This window comes from Geodermatophilus amargosae (assembly GCF_041028265.1).
GTDB classification, from domain to species: domain Bacteria; phylum Actinomycetota; class Actinomycetes; order Mycobacteriales; family Geodermatophilaceae; genus Geodermatophilus; species Geodermatophilus amargosae_A.
In genome coordinates, this window is the sequence record NZ_JABGCW010000019.1 from 1 (window position 1) to 26,736 (window position 26,736).

18 protein-coding genes, 1 pseudogene and 1 riboswitch are annotated in these 26,736 nt (G+C 77.2%); of the genes and pseudogenes, 7 read left to right on the forward strand and 12 right to left on the reverse strand.

The genetic code is table 11. The features are described from left to right. Positions 1 to 444, reverse strand: a pseudogene (locus tag HLV61_RS20520) (hypothetical protein); the annotation flags it as partial. Positions 445 to 693: 249 nt separating this feature from the next. Then, positions 694 to 840, reverse strand: a riboswitch (cyclic di-AMP (ydaO/yuaA leader). A 165-nt stretch (positions 841 to 1,005) separates the two neighbouring features. Beyond that, positions 1,006 to 1,890: a DivIVA domain-containing protein gene (locus HLV61_RS20525; protein WP_369258800.1), complete on the reverse strand. Its 885-nt coding sequence runs from the start codon at positions 1,888 to 1,890 to the stop codon at positions 1,006 to 1,008. A gap of 270 nt (positions 1,891 to 2,160) precedes the next feature. Here HLV61_RS20525 and HLV61_RS20530 point away from each other — a divergent pair, with 270 nt between their 5' ends. Next, the gene (locus HLV61_RS20530) at positions 2,161 to 3,273 is read left to right on the forward strand and encodes an LLM class flavin-dependent oxidoreductase (protein ID WP_369258802.1); all 1,113 of its coding nucleotides are present in this window, start codon (positions 2,161 to 2,163) and stop codon (positions 3,271 to 3,273) included. Next, positions 3,270 to 3,893, forward strand: a complete 624-nt coding sequence (locus HLV61_RS20535) for an FMN reductase (protein ID WP_369258804.1) — start codon at positions 3,270 to 3,272, stop codon at positions 3,891 to 3,893. Before HLV61_RS20530 ends, HLV61_RS20535 begins: the two co-directional genes overlap by 4 nt. 52 nt (positions 3,894 to 3,945) lie before the next feature. On the opposite strand, the gene HLV61_RS20540 is transcribed toward HLV61_RS20535, so the two are convergent. The 5 genes from HLV61_RS20540 to HLV61_RS20560 form a co-directional block, all read right to left on the reverse strand. Continuing rightward, positions 3,946 to 5,520, reverse strand: a complete 1,575-nt coding sequence (locus HLV61_RS20540; protein ID WP_369258806.1) for an FMN-binding glutamate synthase family protein — start codon at positions 5,518 to 5,520, stop codon at positions 3,946 to 3,948. 97 nt (positions 5,521 to 5,617) lie between these two features. Beyond that, positions 5,618 to 7,081 (reverse strand): GntP family permease, encoded by a 1,464-nt coding sequence (locus HLV61_RS20545; protein WP_369258808.1) that lies wholly within the window; start codon positions 7,079 to 7,081, stop codon positions 5,618 to 5,620. Positions 7,082 to 7,098: 17 nt separating this feature from the next. Further along, complete coding sequence (locus HLV61_RS20550; RefSeq protein ID WP_369258810.1) at positions 7,099 to 8,643, reverse strand: gluconokinase; 1,545 nt, start codon at positions 8,641 to 8,643, stop codon at positions 7,099 to 7,101. A 67-nt stretch (positions 8,644 to 8,710) separates the two neighbouring features. Beyond that, positions 8,711 to 9,199 carry a hypothetical protein gene (locus tag HLV61_RS20555; RefSeq protein ID WP_369258812.1) on the reverse strand — a complete coding sequence of 163 codons (489 nt, stop codon included), beginning with the start codon at positions 9,197 to 9,199 and terminating at the stop codon, positions 8,711 to 8,713. A 42-nt stretch (positions 9,200 to 9,241) separates the two neighbouring features. Beyond that, positions 9,242 to 10,573: an MFS transporter gene (locus HLV61_RS20560; protein ID WP_369258814.1), complete on the reverse strand. Its 1,332-nt coding sequence runs from the start codon at positions 10,571 to 10,573 to the stop codon at positions 9,242 to 9,244. A gap of 135 nt (positions 10,574 to 10,708) precedes the next feature. Between HLV61_RS20560 and HLV61_RS20565 the strand changes: the two genes are divergently transcribed. The 3 genes from HLV61_RS20565 to HLV61_RS20575 all read left to right on the forward strand — a co-directional run bounded on the left by HLV61_RS20565 (position 10,709) and on the right by HLV61_RS20575 (position 14,529). Then, on the forward strand, positions 10,709 to 11,341 hold the full coding sequence (locus tag HLV61_RS20565; RefSeq protein WP_369258816.1) for a TetR/AcrR family transcriptional regulator: 633 nt from the start codon (positions 10,709 to 10,711) through the stop codon (positions 11,339 to 11,341). Positions 11,342 to 11,447: 106 nt separating this feature from the next. Then, the gene (locus HLV61_RS20570) at positions 11,448 to 13,304 is read left to right on the forward strand and encodes a hypothetical protein (RefSeq protein ID WP_369258818.1); all 1,857 of its coding nucleotides are present in this window, start codon (positions 11,448 to 11,450) and stop codon (positions 13,302 to 13,304) included. Positions 13,305 to 13,314: 10 nt separating this feature from the next. After that, a complete protein-coding gene (locus tag HLV61_RS20575; protein ID WP_369258820.1) occupies positions 13,315 to 14,529 on the forward strand; it encodes an acyltransferase family protein in 1,215 nt (404 codons plus the stop codon). A gap of 18 nt (positions 14,530 to 14,547) precedes the next feature. Here the strand turns inward: HLV61_RS20575 and HLV61_RS20580 are convergent, their stop codons facing one another. From HLV61_RS20580 to HLV61_RS20590, 3 genes are all read right to left on the reverse strand, one after another. Further along, on the reverse strand, positions 14,548 to 18,771 hold the full coding sequence (locus tag HLV61_RS20580; protein ID WP_369258822.1) for an alpha-(1->3)-arabinofuranosyltransferase domain-containing protein: 4,224 nt from the start codon (positions 18,769 to 18,771) through the stop codon (positions 14,548 to 14,550). A 31-nt stretch (positions 18,772 to 18,802) separates the two neighbouring features. Then, complete coding sequence (locus HLV61_RS20585; RefSeq protein ID WP_369258824.1) at positions 18,803 to 19,768, reverse strand: DUF3068 domain-containing protein; 966 nt, start codon at positions 19,766 to 19,768, stop codon at positions 18,803 to 18,805. Between the two features lie 167 nt (positions 19,769 to 19,935). Next, entirely contained in the window at positions 19,936 to 20,676 is a 741-nt protein-coding gene (locus HLV61_RS20590; protein ID WP_369258826.1) for a class I SAM-dependent methyltransferase, read from the reverse strand. An 82-nt stretch (positions 20,677 to 20,758) separates the two neighbouring features. On the opposite strand from HLV61_RS20590, the gene HLV61_RS20595 reads away from it, so the two are divergent. Further along, a complete protein-coding gene (locus HLV61_RS20595) occupies positions 20,759 to 22,171 on the forward strand; it encodes a glycosyltransferase family 4 protein (protein ID WP_369258828.1) in 1,413 nt (470 codons plus the stop codon). On the opposite strand, the gene HLV61_RS20600 is transcribed toward HLV61_RS20595, so the two are convergent. After that, positions 22,063 to 23,850 carry a hypothetical protein gene (locus HLV61_RS20600; protein ID WP_369258830.1) on the reverse strand — a complete coding sequence of 596 codons (1,788 nt, stop codon included), beginning with the start codon at positions 23,848 to 23,850 and terminating at the stop codon, positions 22,063 to 22,065. The genes HLV61_RS20595 and HLV61_RS20600 overlap by 109 nt on opposite strands. A gap of 59 nt (positions 23,851 to 23,909) precedes the next feature. Between HLV61_RS20600 and HLV61_RS20605 the strand changes: the two genes are divergently transcribed. After that, entirely contained in the window at positions 23,910 to 25,211 is a 1,302-nt protein-coding gene (locus tag HLV61_RS20605; RefSeq protein WP_369258832.1) for a hypothetical protein, read from the forward strand. On the opposite strand, the gene HLV61_RS20610 is transcribed toward HLV61_RS20605, so the two are convergent. Then, positions 25,159 to 26,610, reverse strand: a complete 1,452-nt coding sequence (locus HLV61_RS20610; RefSeq protein WP_369258834.1) for an MFS transporter — start codon at positions 26,608 to 26,610, stop codon at positions 25,159 to 25,161. The genes HLV61_RS20605 and HLV61_RS20610 overlap by 53 nt on opposite strands. Between the last annotated feature and the right edge of the window lie 126 nt (positions 26,611 to 26,736).

Consider the following 26,736-nt stretch of genomic DNA (forward strand, 5'->3'; position numbering starts at 1 on the left):
CTGGGCCGAGGCGGCGCTGGCCTCCTCGGCGCTGCGCTCGCTGCGGGAGGCGGCGACGTCCTGCAGCGGCGCGAGGTCGGCCGGCTCCGGGGTCTGCCCGGCGGCCGGCTGCTGCGGGATGCCGAGCTGCTCGGCGACGCCGACCGAGGCACTGACGGTGTCGGTGCCGGCGGAGACCGCAGGACCGGTGGTCGAGACGAGGCCCACCACCAGCGCGCCGGCGGCGGCGACGCCGAGCAGCAGGGCCGGGCGGCGCGGGCCGAGCGGAGGGCTGCCGCGGCGCAGCCGGCGGCCGGCGCGCGGCGTGGGGACCTCGGCGGTGCCGGAGGAGGCGGTGCCGGAGGAGGCGCTCACGGCGGGCAGCTCACGGGTCTCGGCAAGGGCGGTGTCGGGGGCGGCGGCGAGCTCGGCGGTCGCGGGCGCGCTGGCAGTGCGGCGGGACATGAGGGGGTGGGTGCTCCGAGGGAGAGTGCGCGCGGCCACGGCCCGGGTCCCGGGCGTGCGCCTGCGGCGCGGTCTACGGGTGTCGCGGTCTACGGGTCCCCGGCGGCGCGATCGGCGGTGCGTTCGGCGGCGCAGGAGGCGGCGGGCAGGGTGGAGCCGGCGTCAGGAGGACGCAGCGGTGCGCGAAGCGCGCGGGCGGCTGCACCTGCGGGCCGCTGAGGCCCGGAGGCGGGGCATGCGGAGGCTCTCCGTTCTTCCGTCAGCCGCCTACCGAGTTAGCTGACGGGTTCGGGCGGGAAGAAGCCCTACGCGGCACCGAGCGGGCTCGGCGGGCGCGATTCACCCCAGGACTGCGGTGGGTCCCCGGCTCGCGACCGCGGGGGGCGGAGGCGACTCGGCGGCGCCCGGCCGGGCTCCCCGGGACGGGGACCAGACGACCAGCCGGACGCCGGTCACCGTACGGGCGTTACCCGTTCGTGACAACTCGTGGGCCCCGCGGGACCGCCCGGACGGCCGGTGCCGACCCGCTCCGCCCGGACCCCGGCCCGCCGTCGGTCCTGGTCAGGACGCCGCGGCCACCTCGGGCCGGCCGGCACCGTGCAGCGGTGTCACCTGGGACACGTCACCGTTCCGGGACGCACCGCCGGCGCCCTCCTCGGCGCGGACGGCCTCGCGCTTGTCGGCCAGGACGGGGACGTCGTCGGGCAGCACGCCCGCGACCACCGCGAGCGCCTCGTCGAGCTGTCCGGTCAGCCGGCACAGCCAGTCGCGCGCCTCGTCGCGCTCGTCGCGCAGCGGCTGCACCTCGGCCTCCGCGGCGCGCCGGCGCTCCAGCGCCTCGGCGTCGGCCCGGGCGCGCGCCGCGGCGGCCTCCCGGTCCAGCCGTTCCCGCTCCGCCGCGGCGGAGCGGCCCAGCTCCGCGGCCTCGCGGCGGGCCGCCTCGAGGACCGCGGCGGCCTCGCTGCGGGTCTGGTCGCGCAGCGCGGTCACCGCCTCGCGCATCTCGGCCACCCCCGACAGCCGGGCCGCGGCCTCCGTGAGGGCGTCGGCCCGCACGCGTTCGGCCTCCTGCTCGGCCGCGGCGGTGAGCGCGGCGGCCTCCTGCTCCGCCCGGCGCACGATCGCCAGCGCGTCCTCCGGACCGGGCAGGGACTGCCGCTCGCGGACGAGCTGGGCCAGCCGGCGGCGGGCGTTCTGCACCTCGGCCGAGGCGGCGGCGTAGCGGCTGAGCAGGTGGTCGTTCTCGCGGCGCAGGACGAGGACCTCCGTCTCGGCCCAGGAGACGTAGTCGTCGACCTGCGTCCGGTCGTAGCCGCGGACCGCGCCGCTGAACACCGGCCCGGTGCCCAGCAGGCCGTCGAGCCCACCTGGACGGTTCGACGCGGGCCCCGAGCCCGTCCCCGCCGTCCCGTCGTCCCCCGTCGGAGCTCCTGCCCGCTGCGACATCCCGGTTCCCCCTCGGTGCGCCGTCCGATCCGGATCCCCGCCGGCCCGCCGGGGCCGTCGGAGGTGATCAATCTCCCACCCGCCGTCACCGGTCCGCCCCGTCCCTCCGGCGCGCCGCGGCGCGTGCGGAGTGGAGCGAGCCGGCCGTGCCGGTCTGGCTACCGAGCGGAGTCGCCCGGTCTCGGGGAGGTCACGACGGGCGGGGAACAACACGGGGACCCGGGCCGTTGCCTCGGACGGTAGTTGCGTTCTCAACCACTTGGAGACGAGATGCAGTTCGGGATCTTCACGGTCAGCGACATCACGACCGACCCGACGACCGGCCGCACGCCGAGCGAGGCGGAGCGGATCCAGGCCGTCCTCACCATCGCGCAGAAGGCCGAGGAGGTCGGGCTCGACGTCTTCGCCCTGGGCGAGCACCACAACCCGCCGTTCTTCTCGTCCTCCCCCACCACCACGCTGGCCTACGTCGCGGCGCGGACACGGACCCTGCAGCTGTCCACGTCGACGACGCTGATCACCACCAACGACCCGGTGAAGATCGCCGAGGACTACGCGATGCTGCAGCACCTCGCCGGCGGCCGCGTCGACCTGATGCTGGGCCGCGGCAACACCGGCCCGGTCTACCCGTGGTTCGGCCAGGACATCCGCAACGGGATCCCGCTGGCGGTGGAGAACTACGCGCTGCTGCGGCGGCTGTGGACCGAGGACGTCGTCGACTGGTCCGGCCGGTTCCGCACGCCGCTGCAGGGCTTCACCTCGACCCCGCGGCCGCTGGACGGCGTGGCGCCGTTCGTGTGGCACGGCTCGATCCGCAGCCCGCAGATCGCCGAGCAGGCCGCCTACTACGGCGACGGGTTCTTCTCCAACCACATCTTCTGGCCCGAGGAGCACACGCAGCGGATGGTCGAGTTCTACCGCTCGCGCTTCGAGCACCACGGCCACGGCAGCGCCGACCAGGCGATCGTCGGCCTGGGCGGTCAGGTGTTCATGCGGAAGAACAGCCAGGACGCCGTCGAGGAGTTCCGGCCCTACTTCGACCAGGCGCCGGTGTACGGCCACGGCCCCTCGCTGGAGGACTTCTCCCGCGAGACGCCCCTGACCGTCGGCAGCCCGCAGCAGGTCATCGAGCGCACGCTCGGCTTCCGCGACTACGTCGGCGACTACCAGCGCCAGCTGTTCCTCGTCGACCACGCCGGCCTGCCCCTGAAGACCGTGCTGGAGCAGCTGGACATCCTGGGCGAGGAGGTCGTGCCGGTGCTGCGCCGCGAGTTCGCCGCGCTCAAGCCGGCGCACGTCCCCGACGCGCCCACGCACGCCTCGCGCGTCGCCGCCCGGCAGCAGTCCCAGGAGCAGGGCACCCCGGAGGAGGTCTCCGCATGACCACCCGCACCCTCGCCGTGATCAGCGCCGGCCTGTCGGTCCCGTCGTCGACCCGGCTGCTGGCCGACCGGCTGACGACGGCGGCCGTCGCCGCCCTGCGCGAGCGGGGCGAGGACGCCACCGTCGAGGTCGTCGAGCTGCGCGAGCACGCCCGCGACGTCGCCGACGCCTTCGTCACCGGCTTCCCCAACGCGGCGCTGCGCGCGGCGGTGGAGACGGTGACCGGCGCGGATGCGGTCATCGCCGCCACGCCGGTGTTCACCGCCTCCTACAGCGGGCTGTTCAAGTCCTTCGTCGACGTGCTCGACAAGGACGCGCTGACCGGCACGCCGGTTCTGCTCGCCGCCACCGCGGGGACCGCCCGGCACTCGCTCGTGCTCGAGCACGCCATGCGGCCGCTGTTCGCCCACCTGCGCGCGGTGACCGTGCCGACGGCGGTGTTCGCGGCGAGCGAGGACTGGGCCGGCGGCGACGGCACGACCGCGGAGCTGGGCCGGCGGATCGCGCGCGCCGCCGGCGAGCTGGCCGACGTCGTCACCGGCCGGCCGGCGTCGGCCCGCCCGGCCGACCCCTTCGCCGACGTCCCCTCCTTCGAGGACCTGCTCCGCGGCCAGGCATAGGAAGCTCTCCCCGCGTCCTGGGCTCCAGGACGCGGGGAGAGCTTCCTATGCCTCAACCGACGGCGTCCTCCGACGGCGGCGCCGACCCGCCCTGGGGGGCGTCGGCGGTCATGATGCGGACGATCTCCGCCCGGTCGGCAGCCGAGGGCAGCCCCCAGTCCGGCTCGTAGCCGTAGACCTCCCCGAGCGGGGTCGACGCCGTGCGGCCGGTGAGCACCTCGACCGAGCCGGTGTCGATGAGCCCGGGGTGCTCGACGCCGCACGCCTCGGACACCTTGAGCAGGTCACGGCGCAGCGTGGCCACGTAGTTGGCCAGCCGTACGGACTTCAGCGCCGGGTCCAGGCCGTGCGCCAGCCAGGCGTTCTGCGTGGCCACGCCGGTCGGGCACGTGTCGGTGTGGCACTTCTGCGCCTGGATGCAGCCGATCGCCAGCATCGCCTCGCGGGCGATGTTGACCATGTCGCACCCGAGGGCGAAGGCCACGACCGCGTTGTCCGGCAGCCCGAGCTTGCCGCCGCCGATGAACGTGACCTGCTCGGCCAGACCGCGGCGGGCGAAGGCGGAGTACACCCGGGCGAAGCCGAGCTGGAAGGGCAGCGACACCGAGTCGGTGAAGATCAGCGGCGCGGCGCCGGTGCCGCCCTCCCCGCCGTCGACGGTCACGAAGTCCACGCCCCGGTCCGTGGTGGCCATCCGCTCGGTGAGCTCGTCCCAGAACGCCAGGTCGCCGACGGCGGACTTGATGCCCACCGGCAGTCCGGTCTCGGCGGCGAGCAGCTCCACCCAGTCGAGCAGGCTGTCGACGTCGCTGAACTCCGCGTGCCGCGACGGGCTCACGCAGTCCACGCCCTCCGGCACCCCGCGGGTCGCGGCGATCTCCGCCGACACCTTGGCCGCCGGCAGCACGCCGCCCAGGCCGGGCTTGGCGCCCTGGCTGAGCTTGATCTCCAGCGCCCGCACCGGCGCGCCGGCCACGAGGTCCTTGAGCCGGTCGAGGTCGAAGCGGCCGTGCTCGTCGCGGCAGCCGAAGTAGGCGGTGCCCAGCTGGAACACCAGCTCGCCGCCGTGCCGGTGGTGCACCGACAGGCCGCCCTCGCCGGTGTTGTGCAGGCACCCCGCGAGCGCCGCGCCGCGGTTGAGGGCCTCGACGGCGGCGCCGGACAGCGAGCCGAAGCTCATCGCCGACACGTTGACCACCGACGCCGGCCGGAACGCGTGCGCCCGCCCGCGCGGGCCGCCGAGCACCTTGGCCGAGGGCAGGGAGACGTCGGCGGCCGAGGCGGGGTGCGACGGCGGGACGGCGCGGCCGAACGTGCGGTGGTTGATGACCGCGTAGCCGGCGGTGTACTCGAGGTCGTTGTCGGTGCCGAACCCGAAGTAGTTGTTCTCGCCCTTGGCCGAGGCGTACACCCAGCGCCGCTGGTCGCGGGTGAACGGCCGCTCCTCGTTGTCGCCGGCCACCAGGTACTGCCGCAGCTCCGGGCCGATCGACTCCAGCAGGTAGCGCGCGTGGCCCAGCACCGGGAAGTTGCGCAGCAGGGTGTGCTCCCGCTGCACCATGTCCCGGACGGCCACCGCCGCCACCGCGCCCAGCCCGGCCACCGCGGCCCGCGCCGCACCCCTCATGACGACCCCTCCCCGCTCCGTTGCGGTCCGGCCGTCATCCTGGCGCGGAACGCCGCCGTCCGCGTCCCGGACGAGCGCGGGACGCGGACGGCTCCGGCTACAGGAACAGGCTGAGCACGAACGCCAGCACGAACCCGATCGTCCCGAGCAGCGTCTCCATGACCGTCCAGGTCTTCAGCGTCGTCTTCTCGTCCATCTGGAAGAACCGGCTGACCAGCCAGAACCCCGAGTCGTTGACGTGGGAGAGCACCGTGGCGCCGCCGGCGATCGCGATGACGATCAGCGCCAGGTCGATCGAGGACAGCCCGCCCGTGGCCTCCACGACCGGCGCGATCAGGCCGGCGGTGGTGGTGAGTGCGACCGTCGCCGAGCCCTGGGCGACCCGCAGCACCACGGAGATGACGAACGCCGCCACGATCACCGGCAGCCCGATGTCGCCGAGGACGTCGGCCAGCGCCGTGCCGATCCCGCTGGCGCGCAGGACGCCGCCGAACATGCCGCCGGCGCCGGTGATCAGGATGATCGCGCAGACCGGGCCCAGGGCGCTGTTGACGATCGACTCCACCTCGGCGCCGCTCTCCCCGCGCCGGCGGCCCAGCACCACCATCGCCACGAGCACGGTGATCAGCAGCGCGACCGGGGTGGCGCCGAGCAGCTGGCCGGCCCGCACCACGAAGGACGTCTCGTCCAGGGCACCGGCGGTGGACAGGGTGGTCAGCCCGGTGTTGAGGAAAATCAGCACCAGGGGCAGCAGCAGGATGCCCAGCACGGTGCCGAACCCGGGGGGCGCCGGCCGGGTGACCGTCCCGGCGCGGCGGCTCCCGGAGGCGTCCGCCGTCCCCGGCGCCGTGCCGGCCACGGTCCCCTCCGGGGACTCCGGGGAATCGGGCACCTCGTCCTCCTCGGAGGCCGGGACCGCGACGTGGTAGCGGCGGCCGGCCCACAGCCCGAAGAGGTAGCCGCCCAGGTACCAGGTGGGCAGGCCGATGAGCAGCCCGAACACCAGGACCAGCCCGATGTCGGCCCCGACGAGCTCCGCCGCGGCGACCGGGCCGGGGTGGGGCGGCACGAAGGCGTGCATCACCGCGAATGCACCGGCCGTCGGCAGCCCGTAGGTCAGCAGCGAGCCGCCCAGCCGGCGGGCGACGGTGAACACGATCGGCAGGAAGACCACGAGCCCGGCGTCGAAGAAGATCGGGAAGCCGAACAGCAGCGCGGCCACGCCGAGGGCCAGCGGAGCGCGCTTCTCGCCGAACCGGGCGATGAGGGTGTCGGCGAGCACCTGCGCCCCGCCGCTGTGCTCCAGCAGGCGGCCGAGCATGGCCCCGAGGCCGACCAGCAGCGCGACGTTGGCGAGGGTGCTGCCGAAGCCGCTGGTCAGGGTGGTGACGACGTCCTCGAGCGGGATCCGCGTGGCCAGCGCCACCAGCAGGCTGACGAGGATCAGCGCCAGGAAGGCGTGCAGCTTCAGCTTCATGATGAGGAACAGCAGGACGCCCACCGCGGCGGCGGCGATGAGCAGCAGCGGGCCGGCGCTCAGCACCGGTTCGACCTCGGGCACGGCGGTTCCTCCTGGGGTCAGGCGAGGGTCTGCGTGGGCGTGTCGTCGAGCGCGTCGAGCGTGGTGAGGACGTCGGCCAGCGCGCCGGCCGACTGCTCGACCAGCGGGCGCATGCGGCGGTAGAGGTCGGCGGTCGCGGGGTCGGGCTCGACCGGGTCGGAGACGCCGACCAGCGCGGTGGCCGCGTCGAGGTCGGGCAGCGCGCCCAGGGCGTGCAGCCCGAGCAGGCAGGCGCCGAGGCCGGTGCCCTCGGGTGAGTCGGCGACACGCACGGGGAGGTCGAGCGCCGCGGCCAGCGTCTGCACCCACAGCGAGGAGGCGACCGCGCCGCCGGTGGCCCGGACCTCGGTCACGGGCAGCCCGGTGGCCGAGAACGCGTCGCGGACCAGCGCCAGCTGCTGGCAGACCCCCTCGACGGCGGCGCGCACCAGGTGCGGACGGCGGTGCTCGCGGCGCAGCCCGACGTAGGCGCCCCGCAGGCCCGAGCGCCACCACGGCGCCCGCTCCCCCAGCAGGTAGGGCAGGCACAGCAGCCCCGCGCTGCCGGCCGGCACCCCCGCGGCCTCCTCGAGGAGCCGGGCGTCGAGGTCGTCGGCGTCCTCCCCCGCCAGGTCCTCCCCGCCGGCGAGGGCCTGCGCGGCCCACCGCACCACCGAGCCGCCGTTGTTGACCGCGCCGCCGACCACCCAGTGCTCGTCGGTGAGCGCGTAGCAGAACAGCCGCTGCGCGGGGTCGACGGTCGGCGCCGGGACCACGACCCGCATGGCGCCGCTGGTGCCCAGCGACACCGCGGCGACCTCGGGGCGGACCGCGCCGATGCCGAGGTTGGCCAGCACGCCGTCGGAGGCGCCGAGGACCAGCGGGGCGTCCGCGGGCAGCCCGGTGGCCGCGGCGACGTCGGGGCGCAGGCCCTCGAGCACCGTCGTCGTCGGCAGGACCTCCCCGAGCTGCTCGGGGCGGACACCGGCCAGGTGCAGCGCCTCGGCGTCCCAGGCGCCGGTGCGGATGCCGTACAGCCCGGTGGCCGAGGCGCAGGAGCGGTCGAGCACCTGCGGCCCCCCGCGCAGGGCGGACACCACGAGCTCCTTGACCCCGCCCCAGCGCGGCACCGACGTCAGCCGGTCGGGGTCCTCGGCGCGCATCGAGGCGAGCTTGAGCAGTGGGGACATCGGGTGCACCGGCGTGCCGGTGCGGGTGTGCAGGCCCCCGGCGCGGCCGTCGGCGCGCAGCGCCTCGGCGTACCCCGCGGCGCGGTCGTCGGCCCAGGTCACCAGTGGGCCCAGCGGCCGGCCGTCGTCGTCCATGGGGACCAGGCCGTGCATGGCGGCCGACAGGCAGACGCCGACGACCCGGTCGCCGCGCCCGCGGGCGGCCGCGCAGACGGCGGCCAGCGCCTCGACGGCGGCGTCGGCCAGGTGCTGCGCGTCGAGCTCGGCGCGGCCCGGGGCCGGCACCGACAGCGGATAGCCGACGCTGGCCAGGTCGCGGACGTGCCCGTCGGTGCCGGCGGTGACCGCCTTGGTCGCCGTCGTCCCGCTGTCCAGACCGACCACGACGTCCATGGCGGCGATCCTGCCGGTAGCGGGGACGCGGGCGCGAGGGGTCGGCGGCAGGCGGCGGCCGCGCTCGTCAGCGCTGGATCTCGACGAGCAGGACCCAGGCGTTCAGGCAGGTCGCCGTGATCCCGCCGACGAGGGACCCGGCGAGCCAGTACAGCCCGCCGCCGGTCCCGAGGGCGAGCGATCCCGCTGCCGCCAGCAGCCCACCGGCCGGCAGCAGCACCAGGACCGCCGCGTGCCGGGCACGCGGCGAGTCGGCTCCTCCGGGGACGCGCACCAGCTCGGCCACTCCGCCGACGGCGACCAGCAGACCGGTGCCGCCGAGCTCGGCGGCGAGCGCCGGGAGCGGCTGGCCGGGGACGAGGACGAACACGCCCGCGGCGAGGAGTCCGGCCAGCAGCGCCAGCGTGGCCGCGGCCCGGCGCGGCAGCGCGGGGATCGCGAGGATCCGGTCGAGGTTGATCGAGACCGCGACGAACAGCAGCCCGGTGAGGGCCGCGGTGGCGCCGACGGTCGCCACCGCGAGGTCGTGCCAGGCGTCCGGGCGGTAGGCGTCCACGGCGACCGATCCTGGCGGACGACGGGCGCCGACGGCGATCGGTCAGCGGTAGGCGGACCCGCCCCGCAGCCGGGCGCCCACCGCGGTGACCAGCGGCGCGAGGACGACGCCGTCGCGGGCCAGCCGCTCGCGCAGCGCCCGGCGGTGCCGCAGCAGGCCGACCAGGCCGATCGCCCAGAACAGGTACTGGACGGCGAACGCGGCGCGGAAGGCGCCCAGGTCGTAGGCGGTCGAGGCGCCGGGCGTGAGGACGTCGAGCACCGCGCCGATCGCGAGGATCGTCAGCAGCGAGGCGACGAACCCGCCGACGTTGACCACGCCGCTGGCGCTGCCCTGCCGCTCGGCGGGGTTCCAGGTGCGGGCGAAGTCGAAGCCGATCATCGAGCCCGGCCCGTTGGTGCCGAGGACGACGACCAGCCAGACGAGCAGCCACAGCGGCGCGCGCCCGGGCCACAGCAGGACGACCGTCCAGGTGCTCGCGGTGAGCGCCAGGATCGACAGGACGAGCACCGAGCGGCGCAGCGGCCAACGCCCGCACAGCCGGCCCAGCGCCGGCCCGACGCCCATGCCGACGACGACGAGCAGGGTGAGCAGCCCGGCCGCCGTCGCCGGGGACAGGCCCTGTCCGACGACGAGGAACGGATAGCCCCACAGCAGCGCGAACACCGTGCCGGAGAACTGGGTGACAAGGTGCGTGTAGAGGCCGATCCGGGTGCCGGACTCCCGCCACGTCAGCAACAGGTTGCGCCGGACCTCGGCCATCCCCGCGGGCGGGGCGGTGGGCACGCCGGGCGGGGCGTCGCGCAGCGTGGTGATCACCAGGACGACGACGAGCACGCCCACGGCCGCGGCGCCGAGGAAGGTGTCGCGCCAGCCGGCGGCGTGCAGCAGCGCGACGAGCGGATAGGCGGCGAGGATCTGCCCGACCTGGCCGAGGATGCCGGTGAGCTGGGTGACCAGCGGGACGGTGCGGCCGGGGAACCAGAAGCCGACGACCCGCAGGACGCTGATGAAGGTCATCGCGTCGCCGGCCCCCACGAGCACGCGGGCGGCGACGGCGGTGGGCACGTCGGTGGCCAGCGCGAGGACCAGCTGGCCCGCGGCCATGGTCAGGCCGCCGGCGAGGACGAGCCGCCGGGACCCGAAGCGGTCCAGCGCCACGCCGACGGGCACCTGCAGTCCGGCGTAGACGGCCAGCTGCAGCACGAGGAACAGGGAGACCGCCGAGGCCCCGGCGGAGAATCGCTCCTGCGCCTCCACCCCGGCCACGCCGAGCGAGGCCCGGTGGAAGACGGCGACGACGTAGGCGGCGAGCGCGGTGAGCCAGACGGCGTAGGCGCGCAGCGGCGTGCGTTCGGCGGTCGGAGGCGTCACCTGGTGGACGACAGCAACCGTCTCCCCGTTGTTCCCGCACCGGCGGTGAGTCGGCTCACCCCGGCGCCCCCCGGCGACCCGGACGGGAGCGGGTCGTTCCGTTTCCGCGGGGGTGCGCGGCCCTACGATCGGGCGGTGGTCGCAGCGCTGGTCTCCCCCGAGGACCTGACCGAGGAGGATGCCCACCGCCGGGTGCGCATCCTCCTCGCGCTGGCCACCTGCATGGCCACCAAGGGCTACCGCGCGACGACGATCTCCGACATCGCCCGTGAGGGCCGGGTGTCCAAGACCGTCGTCTACGCACACTTCCGGGACAAGGAGCACTGCCTCCTCGAGCTCTACACCCGCGCCACCGACAAGATGCTGGAGACGGTGCACGCCGCGCAGCAGCGCGCGGCCACGGAGGGACTGTCCTGGCCGCAGCGGCTGCGCACCGCCGTCCGCGCCTACCTGGAGGTACTGGCCGCCAACCCCGACGTGGCCTGGGCGGCACTGGTGGAGGTGCAGGCGGCCGGCCGGCCCGCCCTCGCGCTGCGCCGCCAGGTGATCGACCGCTACGTCGAGCTGATCTGCGGCGTCGCCTCCGACCTGGCCGAGCAGCACCCCGGCGAGGTCCGCCCGGTGGAGCGCGCGCTGGTGCTGGCCGCCGTCGGCGGGCTCAACGAGCTGATGCTCGCCCGGGTCGAGCGCGGCGAGGCCACCGCCCTCGACGAGGACACCGACGTGGCCACCGAGGTGCTCGTCCAGCTGGTCGCCCGCCGGCCCTGAGCCCCGCCCCGCGGCGGCGCGGTGCGTCACCCGCCACCGGGATACCGCGCGGTACCGGCACTGTCTACCCTCTGGCGAGACCTCGCTCCCGCCGGATCGGAGACCCATGGCTGCAGCCGCGGACGTCGCTGTCGACGCCGTCGGCGACCGGGCGACGGCTGCTGAGCGGCGCCCCGTCGTCACGCTGCGGGTGGACCGCAACGCCCTCGTCCCCGCGCTCGCCACCCTGCTGATCGTCCTGCACCTGGTCCTCCGGTCCTGGACCGCGGCCGGCGGCTGGTTCACCGACCTGGACTTCCAGGCCACCGCCGCGGCGCTCGGCGTCTCCGACGAGGTCACCGGCCCGCCCGGCGCCGTCGCGCTCTCCCGGGCCCTCGCCGCGGTCGCCCCGCTGTCGTGGCCGGCCGCCGTCGGTCTCGCGCTGGTCGGGCAGCTCGTCGTCGACGTGGCCCTCTACCGGCTGCTCGTCGCGCTGTTCGGCCACCGGCCCGCCGTGCTCCTCCCCCTGGCGGTCTACCTGGCCAGCACGCTGCCTCTGGTCGGGGGCGTGTGGTGGAGCGCGGCCGTCGTGCAGCTGCCCGTGCAGCTCGCCCTGCTCGCCGCGACGGCTGCCCACGTGCGGTACCTGCGCGATGGCCGGCCGGGCGCCGCCGTCGGCGCTGCCCTCGCCGTCGCGGTGGGGACGCTGTTCTCCGTCGGGCTGCTGCTCGTGCCCCTCCTGCTGGCCGTCCTCACCCTGCTCTGGTGGACGGAGGGGCCGCTGCGCGCCCGCCTGGCCGGTCTGGTGCGGCACCGCAGCGCCTGGCTGCTGCAGCTGGGGGCGGTCGCCGTCGGCGCCGGCACCCGCGCGCTGACCGACCGCGTGCCGGTCGACGCCGCCGGGCTCGCCGACGGCGTCCGGGCCCTCCCCGGGACACTGTCCGACACGGTGCTGCCCGGCCTGACCGGCGGCCCGTGGACCTGGTCGCCGGTGGCGCCGACCCTCGCGGCGCCCGATCCCCGGGCCGGGGTGGTCGCCGCCGCGGCGGTCGTCGTGGGGGTCGTCGCGCTCGTCACCGTCGTGGTCACGCGCGGAGCACTGCGGGCCCTCCTGCTCGCCGCGACGGCCGTCGTCGTCGGGGTCGTGACGGCCGCCGCGGACCCGGGCGCCGGGGACCTCCCGGCCGGACTCGTCGCGCCCGCCGCGGCGGCACTCGTCGTCGCGCTCTGCCTCGGCCTGGCCTGGCTCCCGGTGGTCGGTGCGCCGGTCGTGCCGAGGCGGCGTGCCTGGGCGCAGCGCGGCTCCGGGACCCGGCTGGTGTCGGGGCTGCTGCGGCCGGCCCTCGGTGCCGTGGCCGTGGCCCTGCTCGCAGCGGCGAGCCTGTCCTCCACGACCGCCTTCGCCGGGTACTGGCACGACAACCACGCCCGGTCGTTCGTCGAGACCGCCGCCGCCGAGCTGGCCGAGCGGCCCGGGGTGGTGCTCGTCGACGGCCCGCTGCCGGAGACCGTCGTCCCCGCGGCGCTGCAGCCGGCCGTTCCCGCCTCCACGGTCCTGGCCGGCCTGGTCGACCAGCCACGCTGGCTGCCCGACGGCGAGGTCGTCTACGAGCTGGCGACGCTCGACGGCGAGGGGCGGGTGCAGCTGGCCGCCGTCGACCCGGTGGCAGGGTCCGGTGCCGGCCCCGTCCCCGACTGCGGCTGGACCGCCGGCCCCGAGCCGGCCGACGTGCCGCTGGAGGACGCCGCGCCGGACGGCCGCTGGATCGTGCAGGTCTCCTACCTCGGCGGCAGCGACAACGCCGTCTTCATCACCGCCGGGGGCGCCCGCGCCGGCGCGCTCGTCGGACCCGGCCTGCACGACCTCTTCCTGCAGGTGACCGGCCCGGTCGACGCGGTGCGGGTCGAGGTGCAGGACACCGGCCGGCCGTTGTGCGTGGGTGCGGTGCGGGTCGGCACCACGCGCCCGCTCGCGGGGCGGTGACCGGCGCACGATGACCGCTGCGCCCCCGCCCGCCGTCGACCGCTACCCGTGCCTGGGTGGCCTGCGCGCGATCGCGGCCACCGCGGTGGTCGCCACCCACGCCGGGTACTGGACGGCCTCCTACACGCCCGACACCGCCGGGCGGGTCCTCGCCCGGGGCGACGTCGGCGTCGCGCTGTTCTTCGTCCTGTCCGGGTTCCTGCTGTCCCGACCGCTGTTCTCCGCCGCCGCACGGGGGCGGCCGGGCCCGCGGACGGCTGCCTACCTCTGGCGGCGGGCGCTGCGGATCCTGCCGGTCTACTGGGTCGCCGTCGTCGCCGCGTTGGTGCTGCTGCCCGGCAACCGGGACGCCGGCGTGCCCACCTGGCTCCGCCACCTCCTGCTGGGGCAGATCTACGTGCGCGACGAGATCGCCGAGGGGCTGACCCACACCTGGAGCCTGTGCACCGAGGCGGCCTTCTACCTCCTGCTGCCCCTCCTCGGCGCGGGGCTGCTCCGGGCGACCGGCCACGGCGGCTTCCGGCCGGCCCGGCTGATCGCGGCGCTGGCGGCCCTCGCGGTGCTCGGGGAGGTCTGGCTGGCCTGGTCCTGGGCCGATCCCTGGGTGGTCGCGGCCCTGGACGTGTGGCTGCCCTCCTTCGCCGCCTGGTTCGGCGCGGGCATGGCCATGGCCGTGCTGTCGGTCGCGGCTCCGGATTGGGCCCCGGTGCGCCGGGCCCACGAGCTGGGCGCGAGCGTCTGGACGTGCTGGGCCGGCGCGCTGGCGCTGTTCTGGGTGGCCTGCAGCCCGCTGACCGGGCCGCAGGACCTGGTCCCGCCGACGTCGGCCGAGGCGGTCACCAAGTCGGTCCTCTACACCGGTGTGGCGGTGCTGGCCCTGTGGCCCCTGGTCTTCGGCGACCAGCTCGCCGGCCGGACCCGGCGGGCGCTGGCCGGCCGGGCCGCCCGCTTCCTCGGCGACGCCTCCTACGGGCTGTTCCTGTTCCACATGCCCCTGCTCGTGGGGCTGTACGCCGCGCTGGACAGACCGCCGTTCACCGGCTCCTTCGTGGCGGTGTTCCTGGCCGTCTGGGTCGGCGGGGTCGTCGTCGCCGGCACCGTCCACACGCTGCTCGAACGACCCCTCATGCGGCGGTTCCGCGACCTGGTGCCGGAGCGGGCGCGGACCGGCGCGCCGCTCGCCGGTCCGGCGCCCGCCGACGCGCTGGGCGTCCCGGGCGGCTGAGCCGGCGCTCGGGCCGCGTCAGGACCGGTCCGGGTGGAGCCGCCGGGGCGGCAGCCGGCCGGGCGGGAGCACGGACGCGACGACCGCCGCCAGCGCGGCCAGCGCGAGCACCTGCCGGGCGGTGCCCGTGGCACCCGGCGCGGCGAGCAGCAGGACGCCGGCGACCGTCACCGCGCCCGCGGCGACCCCGCCGAGCACGGCGGACCGTCGCGCGCGGACCGCTCCCCCGGCGACCACGGCTCCCGCGAGCAGGGACAGGCCGACGACGCCGCCGGCCAGCGCGGTCCCGGCCACGGCCGCGAGCACCACCGGCACGACGGCACCGCGCCCGCGGCGTCCCGCCTCCCCGGCGGGACGGGGACGCCGCACGGGCAGGACGGCCAGCAGCGTCAGGAGCAGCACCGCCCCGGCACCGGCGGTCAGCGCCGTCCGGTAGGCCGTGCCCGGCGCGAAGTCGAGGCTCACCGTCCCGGCCGCGCCGGGCGGGAGCACGTAGCCCTGCTGCCACCCGTCGACGGCGACGGTCTCCAGCACCTCGCCCTCCAGGGTGGCCCGCCATCCGGGGTTGGTGTTCTCCGGGACGACGAGCAGCGTGGCCTCCTCGCGGGCGGCCACCTCCACCGTCCGGTGCTCGGCCTCCCAGCGGGTGACCGTCGCCGCCGCCCGCCCGGAGGAGGGCGCGGGGGCGGCGACGGTCAGCGTGGCCGAGCGGACGGCGAGCACGTCGGTGCCGGCGGCCACCAGCCGGTGCTCGCCGGCGTCCAGCGCGACGCCGGCGCCGCCGTCGCACACCTCGAGGTCGAGCCGGGCCAGCTCGCGCAGCGCGCCGACCGTGGTCGTGACCGCGGTGTCGCGGGGCTCCCCGTCGACGGTGACCACGGGGCCGTCGCCGCACGGGACGGTGACCTCGGCGGCGGGATCGAGGAGCGGGTTCGCCCCGCCCACCTCGAGCTCGCTCACACCGACCCCCAGCGGCGTGACGCGGCCGCCGGTGGGGTCGAGGGTCCGCAGCTCCAGCGGCAGCTCGAAGGCCACCTCGAGCCGCTCGGTGGTGAGCGGGGCGAAGCGGGCGGTGCCGGTCTCGTCGAGGTCGAGGGTGCGCGGCAGGCCGCCGGTGCGGATCGTGACCGCCGTCGGGAAGGACGCGGCCAGGCCGGGGGTGGTGACCACCCGCAGCGAGTCGACGGTGCGCGGCCCCGGCCAGGTGAGCGTCAGCGTCGGGGACCGGTCGCCGGCCTCGGCCTGCCAGGCGGTCGCGGGGTCGCCGTCGACGGCGGCCAGCGCGCTGCCCCGCGGGTCGTCGACCGCGCTGCTGCTGGCGGCGACGGCGGCGTCCGCCCCGCCGGCGGCGGCGAGCATCGCGTCGAGCGCGGCACCGGGGCGGGCCCGTGCGGTGAGTGCCAGGTCGGCGTCGGCGGCCTCGGCCGCGGTGAACACCCGGTCGAGCCCGGAGGTCTCCTCGGCACCCTCGGCGAGGGCGGCGGCGCAGCGCGGCCGCCCCGCGGCGTCGACGACGCAGCCGGAGGCGCTGTCGTCCGGGCCCAAGGCGTCGAAGGCCCACGCCGCGACCTCGCCGTCGGGCGCCGGGGTCACCAGCGAGCGGGTGACGCCCACCCCGGGCAGTACCACCTCGGCCAGCGCCAGGCCGGCGCCGGCGTCGCCCTCCGCCGGGTCGACGCCGAGGGTCACCGTCCGGGTGGTGCCCGCCGGCAGCGGCAGGTCCTGGGGCTCGGCGGTCGCCCGCAGCGGCCGGGTGACGGTGCCGGTGTCGGTGGTCAGCCGGACCTGCGCGGGCGGGTCCTCGGCGCTCGGCGGCGCCAGCGTGACGGTCACGCCGGCGGCGCGGAACGGCGCGTCGGCGGTCAGCCGCCACCACGCGGCCTCCGGCTCGCCGTAGACGTCGGCCGGCCGCCAGGCGGTGCCGGGGTCGCCGTCGAGCGCCGCCCACGGCGAGGCGTCGAGGTGTGATCCGCCGAGGTTGCCGGCGTCGGACGCCGCGCTCGACGCGCTGGGCGTGCCGCCGGCGTAGCGCACCACGGTCTCGGCCTGCGCGGGCGCGTCGACGGCGTAGTCGCGGGCCGGGCCGGTCAGGCGCCGGGGGTCGCCGGGCGCGAGCGCCGCCGACGTCGCGTCGCCGATGCGGCCGAAGGTGCGCTCGCGGCGCACGAGGGCGTCGCCGACCATCCCGGGACCGGTGCCCGCGGGCGCCCGGCCGGCCTGCACGGTGGGGCGGTCGGTGACCAGGCCGCGGTCCTCGAGGGCGAGCACCGCGTCGGGCCCGCCGCTGACGGTCACCGTGTCGGCCAGCGGCGCGGTCCACGCCCGGGGCGCGGGGTCGTCGACGGCGTACACCTCGATCGCCGGCGCCGGCTCCACCAGCCCCGCGTCCAGCACGATCCCGTCGACGTAGGGCGGCTCCGACACCCGCGGGCCGAACACGGCCACCGGCGTGATGCCCGGGGAGTTCCGCAGCGCCTGGCGCACGAGGACCGGCCGGGTCGCGTCGGCGGCGCCGGTGTCGAGGTCGTTGCGCAGCACCAGGTGCGAGAAGCCGGCGCGGGCGAGGTAGCGGGTGAGGCCCGCCGAGCCCTCGCCGTCCGCGAGCCGCCGCTCGACGGCGTCGAGGACGCGGACGTGCCCGGCGGGAGTGAGCGGAACGGCGTTGCGGACGTCCCACGGCGAGTCCGCCAACGGCTGCAGCGGCTCGTCCTGGGGGCTCCCCCACACGTACGTGCCGAAGGAGGACGCGGGCACCAGCAGGGCGCGGCCGTCGGGCTGCGCCGAGGCCAGGTAGGCGGCGGTCTCGTCCCAGTAGCCGGGGACCCCCTCGAAGCCGGCCGGCGGGGCGAGCCGGCCGGCCAGGGCCGGGGAGGCGGTGGCGACCAGCCCGAGCACCACGACGGCGAGGACGGCGCGGACCGCCGGCCTCGCGGGACCGGGCCACGCGGGCCGCCACCCGGCCGGCCACCGCGGCCGGTCCGCCGGCGTGCGCTCCCGGGCGCGGCGGACGAGGACGCCGACCAGGTGCACCAGGGCGAGGGCCAGCGGCAGCCGCAGGACGGGGTCGAACTTGTGCACGTTGCGCAGCGGCGCCAGCGCTCCGTCGAGCGCCGCGTTGAGCGGTCCGGCGAGCAGTCCGTCGACGGGAGCCAGGTGCCCGAGGGTGACCAGGGCGACGCCGGCCAGCAGGCCCAGCACCAGCCAAGTGCGCTCGGGCAGGTCGCGCCGGGTCAGCGACCACAGACCCGCCGCGGCGAGGACCAGCGTCCCGGCCGCCGGGAGGGTGTCGGCCACCAGCGACCACCCGGCCGGCCACAGCGGCCCGGTGGCCGAGCCCAGGTAGGCCACCCAGTGGTCCACCCCGCGCAGGGTCGACAGGACGTCGGTCGGTGTCGTCGTGACGTCGGCGTTCTCGATGTGGTCCAGGAACGGCGGGCTGTAGCGCCCGAGCAGCAGCAGCGGCCCGGCCCACCACGCCGTGGCGAGCAGCACGGCCCCGGCCCACCAGGCCGCCAGCCGGCGGCGCAGCGGCCCGCCGGGCCGGGTCAGCAGCCAGAGGACCGGCAGCGGGAGGACGGCGGATGCCGCGACGGCGTTGACGCCGCCGGCGCACAGCACGGCGAGGCCGGAGAGGGCGGCCGCCCGCCGCGGCGACCGGGCGGCGGCGACGCCGACGAGGGGCACCAGCACCCACGGCGCGACCGCCATGGGCACCACCTCGACGGACGTGGCGCCCAGCGCGGTGACCATGCGCGGGGCCAGGGCGTAGGCCAGCCCGCCGACGACGGCCGCTGCCGGTGTGCCGATCCGCAGCCGGCCGGCCAGCACGACGACACCCAGGAAGGCGGTGCTCAGGAGCACCGCCAGCCAGAGCCGCTGCACCACCCAGGCGGGCAGGCCCACCGCGTCGCCCAGGGCGAAGAACGGGCCCATCGGGAACAGGTAGCCGTAGGCCTGGTTCTGCACCTGGCCGGCGAACCCCTCGGGCTCCCACAGCTGCAGGGCGCGGCCGAGGAAGCCGGCCGGGTCGACGGCGAGGTCGAGCTTGGTGTCCGGCAGGACCCGCCCCGGCGACTGGGTGAGCGCCAGGCCGAGGAAGCCCACGCAGACCGTCGCCAGCCGCATCCGCCGCAGCAGCGCGGACGACGGCGGGCCCTGCGCGGGTGCCGGCGGCGCCTGCGACGCGACCGAGCCCGCCGGGGCGGTCCCGGCGGGCTCGGTCGTCAGCGGTGGCGCGGTCACGGCTCCGGGAGCCCGCACCGGCGGTCGTGCGTCACTTGGCGAAGGTCACCGGCGCGGTCGGCTGGACGGCGGGAGCCGGGTCGGCCCGGTGCGCACCACGCGGGGCGCGGAGGAGCAGGAAGGCGCCGACCAGGAGCAGCACGACGCCGAGTCCGGCGATCGCCAGCGGGAGGGTGCGCTGCACCAGGGTGATCTGGTCGCGCGTCTCGGCGGCGCCGGCGGCGGCGTCGCCCAGACCCTCATCGGTCGGGCCGAGCTCGGCCTCGAGGACGGTGAGGCCGGTGTCCCCGCCGGGCCCGCGCAGCACGGTGACCGGGTGCTCGACGGAGCTCACGATCTTGCCGCTGACCGGCTCCACGAGGATGGTCCGCTCGCTGCTGTACACGACGTCGGCGGTGACGGTGTCGGCGCTGGACTCGCCGGCGAAGGTCCCGGGGACCTCGGCCGTGCGGATCACCGTCTCGGGCACCGTCTGCACGAAGCGGTAGACCTCGACGCCCTCGACCTCGTCCTCGCCGTCGTACCGGGCGGTGACCGCCTCGCCGACGTTGCCGTTCCACACCTCGTAGTCCTGCTGCTGGGTGTCGAACGGGAAGGTGAGCGTCAGGCCGTCGATGTCCGCGCTGGCCGCGTCGCAGTCCACCGCCTCGGCGGTCGTCCGGTCGAGGCAGTTGACCACCTCGGCGGGCTCGGTGAGCAGGTCCCCGTCCTCGTTCGTGATCGTGGTGCCCGAGCTCCAGACGGCGACGTCGTCGGAGGCCTCGCCCGCGGTGACGTCCCCCCGGACCTGCAGCCGCGCGGTGACCTCGCCGCTGACCTCCGAGAGGCTCTCGAAGTCCAGGTAGGTGGCGTCCGGGTCGACGACGGTCACCGACGCCTTCTGGTCCAGGGGCAGGGTGACCAGGGTCGGGGCGAGCACCAGACGGACGGCCAGCGCGGCGCCCAGGCACAGCGCCCCCAGGCCCAGCAGCACGAACCCGAGAACACGACGACGCATGCGGGGACCTCCTCCACCGTGCGACAGCTCCACCGGTGTCGCAGCGCGGTCACATTACTGTCGGGTAGACCACACGCCAACACCGGTCGGTTCCGGCCGGTACCGGTCCCCCGTTCGTGTCGAGTACCGATCCGTACCGAACGCGCGACCACCGGTGGTACCGGATGTTACCGGCTGTGATCGTCGCGTCGCCGGAGCACCAGGACGACGTTCCAGGTGGCGAACTCCCGCAGCAGCGGGACCCGCGCGACCCAGGCCGCCCACCACGGGTGGTAGCGGGGGTGGACGGCGAGCAGGTCGGCGTCCGGGCACGCGCGCGCCCAGCGGACCGCCGCTCCCGCCGAGACGGCGAACAGGGACTCGCCGAACCGGTTCTTCGGCTCGTGCCCCGTGCGCCGCCGGTACCGCCGCCGCGCGCGGCCACCGCCGAGGTAGTGCCAGGGCGCGGTCTCGTGCCCGCCCCACGGCGACAGCCACGGGGTGAAGGACAGCAGCACGGTACCGCCGGGCCTGGTCACCCGCACCATCTCGTCGGCCATCACCCACGGGTGCGGCACGTGCTCGAGGACGTTCGACGAGTAGCAGACGTCGACCGCGCCGGTGCGCACCGGCAGCGCCTCGCCGCTGCCGCGCAGCATGCCGGGCTCCGGCTCGCCGCGGGCGGCCATCTCACCGGCGTCGGGCTCCAGGCCCAGGTAGCGGGCGCCGGCGGCCCGGAAGGCGGCGGAGAAGTACCCGGGCCCGCCGCCGACGTCGAGGACGCTGGCGCCGGCCAGGTCCGTGTGCCGGGCCAGCTGGCGCACCGAGTCCTCCGCGAGGACGCCGTAGAACAGATCGGGGTCGGTCTGCTCGCGCAGGAACGCGCGGAACAGCCGCACCGACCGTTCCAGTGTCGCCGTCCGGTCCATTTGCGCAACGTCTCCTCAGATGTCCGACGACCAACCGATCGGGCAGGTGGAATGGCCGGTACCCGTCTGTATCGTGCCGCGGGTGATCCACGTCTCCAGACCGCCGGCCGACGTCCTCTTCGTCAACTGGCGCGATCTCGGCCACCCGGAGGGCGGCGGGTCCGAACGGTACGTGCACCGGGTCGCCGAGGGCCTCGCGGCAGCGGGCCTGCGGGTCGAGATGTTCTGCGCCGCGCACGACCGCGCGCCCGCGGACGAGGTCGTGGGCGGCGTGCGGGTCGTGCGCCGCGGCAACCGGCTCGGCGTCTACCCGCGGGCGCTGCTGCACGTGCTGCGCTCCCGGGCGCGGCTGGTCGTCGACGTCCAGAACGGCCTGCCCTTCTGCAGTCCGCTGGTCACCCGGGCGCCGGTGACCGTCCTGGTCCACCACGTGCACCGCGAGCAGTGGCCGATCGTCTTCGGCCGGGTCGGCGGCGCGGTCGGCTGGTGGCTGGAGTCGCGGTTCGCGCCCTGGGTCTACCGGCGGTCGCGGTACGTCACCGTCTCGCACGCCACCCGCACCGAGCTCGCCGGTCTGGGCGTCGACCCGTCGCGGGTCGCCGTCGTCCCCAACGGGATCGAGCCCGCGCCCCGGGTGGCGGTGCGCCGCTCGGCGACGCCGCGGGTCGTGGTGCTCGGCCGGCTGGTCCCGCACAAGCAGGTGGAGCACGCCCTCGAGGTGGTGGCCCGGCTGCAGGAGCGCTGGCCGGACCTGACGCTGTCGATCGTCGGGGAGGGCTGGTGGGAGGAGCGACTGCGGGCCGAGGCCGACCGGCTCGGCATCACCGACCGGGTCGAGTTCTCCGGGTTCCTCGACGAGCCGGCCAAGCACGCGGAGCTGGCGGCGGCCTGGCTGCAGCTGTGCCCCTCGGTCAAGGAGGGGTGGGGCCTGGTGGTCACCGAGGCCGGGGCGCACCGGACGCCGACGGTCGGTTACCGGTCGGCCGGCGGTCTCACCGAGTCGGTGCTCGACGGCCGCACGGGGGTGCTCGTCGACGACCTCGAGGAGCTGACCGACGCCGTGGACCGGCTGCTGGGCGACGGCGTCACGCGGACGGCGATGGGGGTGGCGGCGGCCCGCCACGCGGCGGCCTTCGACTGGCCGTCGAGCGTGCGGGGCTGGGCGCGGGAGCTGCTCGGGGTGCTGGCGGGGATGCCGGCGTCCGCACGCGCGGACGCCGGCCCGGGATCAGCCGCGGGTGCCGTAGTCGAGGACGTCGAGCGACTGCTGGTCGCTCTGCTCGACCGCGGACGTGTCGGGGTCGACGACGGCCGAGACGCCGGCGACGGCAGCGGCGCCGACACCGGCACCGGCGCCGAGGGACAGGAGCACGACCAGGAGGGTCTTCACGCGGGCACTCGTTTCCTCGAGGAGCGACGACGGAGCGCGACAGTAGACGCCGCCAGCGTGATCCACAACGCAGCGCCCACGACGGCGCCCGCGGCGGCTCCGTGAGCGACGCCCACCGCAGCCGCGCGGGCGGCCGACGGCCGGGGGCCCGACTCCGCGCCGGGCACCCGGTGCAGCCGCAGGTCGGCACCGTCGACCACCAGCGGCAGTCCGGTCACGGCGGCGGGCACCGCCGGGCCGGGCGTCCCGCGCTCGACCAGCACCCAGCCCACGCCCAGTCGGGCCAGCCGGGCCGGGTCGCCCGCCGCCGCGAGCACCTGCGCGGCACGGTCGTCCTCCCCGCGCACCGCCCGCCCGTCGACGACGAGGGTGTCGTCGGCGACCACCGCCCGCGGCAGCCAGCGCGCCGCCGGGTCCAGCTGCGCGCGGCCGTCGTTCCAGCCGAACGCGCGGTAGGCACCGGCGGGCAGGACCAGCACGTCACCGGGGGCGGGGTCGCGGGCGAGCACCGTGCGCACCGTCTGCCAGTCGGCCGGCCAGGCCACCGGCTGCAGCCGCCCGCCGACGCCCCACGCGAGGTCGGGGACGGCGACCAGCGGCAGCAGCGCCGCGAGGACGGCGACCGCGGCGCCCGCCCCCGGGAGGACGCCCCGCACCGCCGCGGCCAGGCGGCGGGCGCCGAGTCCCGCGCCGACGGCCAGTGGCAGTGCGAGCCAGGCCGCCCACTTCTGCCCGTCCCGCAGCAGGCCGGTCCCCGGGACCCCGGCGACGGCGGCCTCGAGCAGCTGCGCGGTCCCGGGCAGGACGCCCGCGACGGCGAGCAGCAGCCCGCCGGCGCCGAGGACGAGCAGCCGGCCGCCGGCGCCCGAGCGGGTGGCGCGCGGCGCCCAGCCGGCGACGGCCACCGCGAGCAGCAGCACCGTGACCAGCGGGGCGAGGGCGGACGCGCGGCTGTCCGGCACCGCGGCGCCGTTCCAGATGCCGCCGGTACCGAGTACGGCCGCGACGGCGCCCGCCCAGTTCTCGGCGCGCGCGGCGAAGGCGGCCACCCCCGCGGGATCGGACGTCCCGGCGGCCGGTGCGAGCAGGCCGGCCACGATCCACGGCGCCGACAGCAGCGCGACGACGGCCAGACCGCGGACCGCCCGTCGCCGGCCGGTGCCGGCCAGCAGCGCCCCCGCGGCGAGCAGGCTCCCGGTCGGGCTCAGCGCGGCGGGCGCGACGGCGAGGACCAGCCAGGGCAGCGCCCGGGGCGAGTCGGCGCGCAGCCGCAGGCCGGCGCGCACGATCCACGGCAGGGCCGCCCAGGCCAGCAGCAGCGTCCAGTGACCGATGAGCAGCCGCTCGGCGAGGTAGGGGCTCCAGCCGTAGACCAGCCCGGCCACTCCCGCGGCGGCGCCCCGGCGGCCGTCGCGGCCCGGCGGCACCAGCCGCGCGGCCCCGAGCACCGCGGCGGAGACGGTGAGCAGCAGCACCGCTGCCTGCACCAGCGAGCCCGGCAGCACGGCGGTGGCCAGCGCCACCGCGGCGTCGGCGGGCACCGCGCGGGGCAGCGCGCCGCTCAGGCCGAGGGCGTCGAGGTCGAGGTCCTGGCGCGGCACGAACACCATGTCGGCGAGCAGCACGTACCCGGGCGCCAGCACCGGCGCGGTCACCAGCAGCGCGACGGCGAGGGCCAGCGCGCGGGCCGGCCACGGCGACCGGTCGGGCCGCACGGCGGCGTCGACGGCGGAGGTGTCGACGGCGGAGGTGTCGGCGGCGGAGGTGTCGACGGCGGAGTCCACGCGCGCACCTCTCCCCCGTCGTCCCCGGCTCCCGGGCGCCAGCAGCGTAGGTCGGCGGCGTGAGCGTGCCCCGCAGCCGGGCGGCCCGCGTGGCGCCGGCGGCGCTGGTGTCCGGGGCGCTGCTGTCGGTGAGCGCGCTGTCCTACGTCGTCACCGTGCTCGCCGCCCGCGTGCTGACCCCGGCGTCCTACGGCGAGCTGGCCGCCCTCCTCGGCGTGCTGCTGGTCGGCATCGTCCCGGCCACCGGGCTGCAGACCGCCACCGCCCTGCGCCTGGGCGGCCGGCCGCCGGCCCGGGCCGCCCACGAGGTGCCGCGGCTGCACGCCACCGCACTGGCCACCGCGCTCGCCGCCGGGCTGACCGGCCTCGTCGTGCTGGCACCGGTGGTCGCGCTGCTGCGGCTGCCCGACGCCACGGCGGCCGCCTGGATGGTCGCCGTCCTCGTGCCGCACACGCTGGCCGGCGCGTACGACGGCGTCCTGCAGGGCACCGGGCGGCACGGGCGGCTGGCAGCGGTCGTCGTCGCCTTCGGGTCGCTGAAGACCCTGGGCGCGCTGGCCGGACTGCTGCTCGGCCGGACGCCGTCGGCGGCACTGGCCGGCATGGCCGCCGGGTGCGCGGCCGGCGCCGCGGTCTCGTGGCTGTGCGCCGGGCGGCCCGGGGTGTCCCGCGGGCTGCGGGAGCCCGCGCGTGCGGCGGTCCGGGCCGCGGGGGCGCTGCTGGGGCTGGTCCTGCTGGTGAACCTGGACGTCCTGCTCGCCCGCCACCACCTCCCCGCCGACCTGGCCGGGGAGTACGCCGTGGGCGCGGTGTTCGCCAAGGTCGCCTACTGGCTGCCGCAGGGCGTGGGCGTGGTGGTGCTGCCGCGGCTGGCCGACGCCGCGGCGCGGCGGCGCGAGCTGCCCCGGGCGCTGGCCGTCGTCGGCGGGTCGGGCGCGCTGCTGACCGTCGCCACGGCGGCGCTCGGGCCGGCCGCGCTGCCGCTGGTCGGCGGCGACGCCTACGGGAGCGCGCTCGGCGGCTGGGCCTGGGTGTTCACCGCCTGCGGCGCGCTGTTCGCCCTGGCCCAGCTGCTCCTCTACTCCGGCATCGCGGCCGCCGACCGCGTCGCGGCGGCGGCCGTCTGGGTCGCCGTCGCGCTGGAGTGCGTCGGGGTGGAGGCGCTGGCCGCCACCGGGCGGCTGTCGGTGCTCTCCGCCGTCGGCACCGCCGCCGGCGCGGGACTGCTGCTGGTGAGCGTCGGCCTGCTGCGGATGCGCGCGGCGGCGCCCGATCCGGAGGCCGACGCCGCCGTGGCCGCCACCGCCGTCAGCGGCGGGCCGGTCGCAGTGCCAGCACCGCCAGCGCCCCGGCCGCGCTGAGCCCGGCGCCGGCGAACGCGGCGGCGTCCCATCCAGCGAGCAGCCCGGCCGCCGTGCCGGCGGGCGCGCTTGCGGTCACCAGCAGCACGACGAGGGTGACCCCGACGGCGGCACCGAGGTAGCGGGCGGTGTTGTTCGCCCCGCTGCCCATGCCGGCCCGTTCGGCCGGCACGTGCGCCACCGCCTCCCGGCCGAGCGCGGCGTTGGCCGCCCCGTAGCCGACGCCGAGGACGACCAGGCCCGGCAGCAGGGCGGTGGCGCGGCTGCCGGTGTCCAGCACGGCGAGCGCGGCCAGCCCCGCCGCCGACACCGCGAGGCCGCCGGCCAGCAGCACCCGCCCGTCGATCCCCGGCAGCCAGCGCAGCCCCACCGACGTCGCCGTCGCCACCGCCGACCAGATCAGCACGAGCACCGTCACGGCCAGCAGGCTCTCGCCCAGGGCGCGCTGCAGCACGGTGGCCAGGAAGGACATCAGCCCGACGGTGGCCGCGCCGGTGACCAGCGCGCCGAGCGTCGCGGCCACGAACCCGCGCACGCGGAACAGCCCGAGGTCGACCATCGGCGTGCGCACGCGGCTCTCGGCGAGGACGAAGGCGGCCGCCAGCACGAGGCCGCCGGCGATCAGCCCGACCACGGCGCCGGTCCCCGCGCCGGTGCGGGTGGCCACCAGCCCGACGAGCAGGCAGCACACCGCGGCCACGAGCAGCACCGGTCCGGGGACGTCGACCCGCGGACGGCGTCCCGGCGCGGCCTCCGGCAGCAGCAGCCGCGCGGCCACCGCCAGCAGCAGCGTGACGACGGCGGCCGCCGCGTGCGTGGCGCGCCAGCCGGTCTCGCCGTCGAGCAGCACCGCGGCCAGCCCGCCGACTCCGGTCCCCGCCCCGAGGCTGGCGCCCCAGACCGCCGCCGCGCGGGCGCGCGCCGGCCCGAGCGGGAAGACCTGCGCGATCAGGCCCAGCGAGCAGGCGAGGACCGCCGCACCGCCGACGCCCTCCACCAGCCGGCCGGCGACGAAGACCCCGGTGGAGCCCGCGGCGGCCGTCAGCGCGGCACCGACGGCGAGCAGCACCAGGCCCGCGGTGAACACGCGGCGGCGGCCGAGGTCGTCGGCGGCCGCGCCGGTGACCAGCAGCGCGGCGGCAAGCCCGACGCTCATCGCCGACAGCAGCCACGCCTGCCCGCCCGCGCCGGTGCCCAGGTCGGCCGCGGTGGCCACCGAGGTGGCCAGCGGGGTGACGAAGGCGGCGAGGACGACGAGCGTGCTGGCCGCGACCACGGTGAGGGTCCGCCGCTGCAGGACGGCGACGGGCCGACCGCCGGCGGGAGGTGCGGCGTCGGGACGGGACCGGACCGGACGGGACACGCGCGCCCCCAGCAGCAGGTCGGTTGGACAGTCCAACCGAGGTGGGGCGACGGTAGCAGGACGCGGCGCCGGCGCACCACCCCGACGGGGGCACAGGCATGGGCGGCGCGGCTGGGGGGCAAGGCCCGTCCGATGTGCACCGTCCAGGTGCCACGAGACAGG

Bases quoted from the DNA above. Each gene is read 5' to 3' on its own strand.
- HLV61_RS20525 (WP_369258800.1), bottom strand. From the start codon at position 1,890: ATGTCGCAGCGGGCAGGAGCTCCGACGGGGGACGACGGGACGGCGGGG.
- HLV61_RS20530 (WP_369258802.1), top strand. From the start codon at position 2,161: ATGCAGTTCGGGATCTTCACGGTCAGCGACATCACGACCGACCCGACG.
- HLV61_RS20535 (WP_369258804.1), top strand. From the start codon at position 3,270: ATGACCACCCGCACCCTCGCCGTGATCAGCGCCGGCCTGTCGGTCCCG.
- HLV61_RS20540 (WP_369258806.1), bottom strand. From the start codon at position 5,520: ATGAGGGGTGCGGCGCGGGCCGCGGTGGCCGGGCTGGGCGCGGTGGCG.
- HLV61_RS20550 (WP_369258810.1), bottom strand. From the start codon at position 8,643: ATGGACGTCGTGGTCGGTCTGGACAGCGGGACGACGGCGACCAAGGCG.
- HLV61_RS20570 (WP_369258818.1), top strand. From the start codon at position 11,448: ATGGCTGCAGCCGCGGACGTCGCTGTCGACGCCGTCGGCGACCGGGCG.
- HLV61_RS20575 (WP_369258820.1), top strand. From the start codon at position 13,315: ATGACCGCTGCGCCCCCGCCCGCCGTCGACCGCTACCCGTGCCTGGGT.
- HLV61_RS20585 (WP_369258824.1), bottom strand. From the start codon at position 19,768: ATGCGTCGTCGTGTTCTCGGGTTCGTGCTGCTGGGCCTGGGGGCGCTG.
- HLV61_RS20590 (WP_369258826.1), bottom strand. From the start codon at position 20,676: ATGGACCGGACGGCGACACTGGAACGGTCGGTGCGGCTGTTCCGCGCG.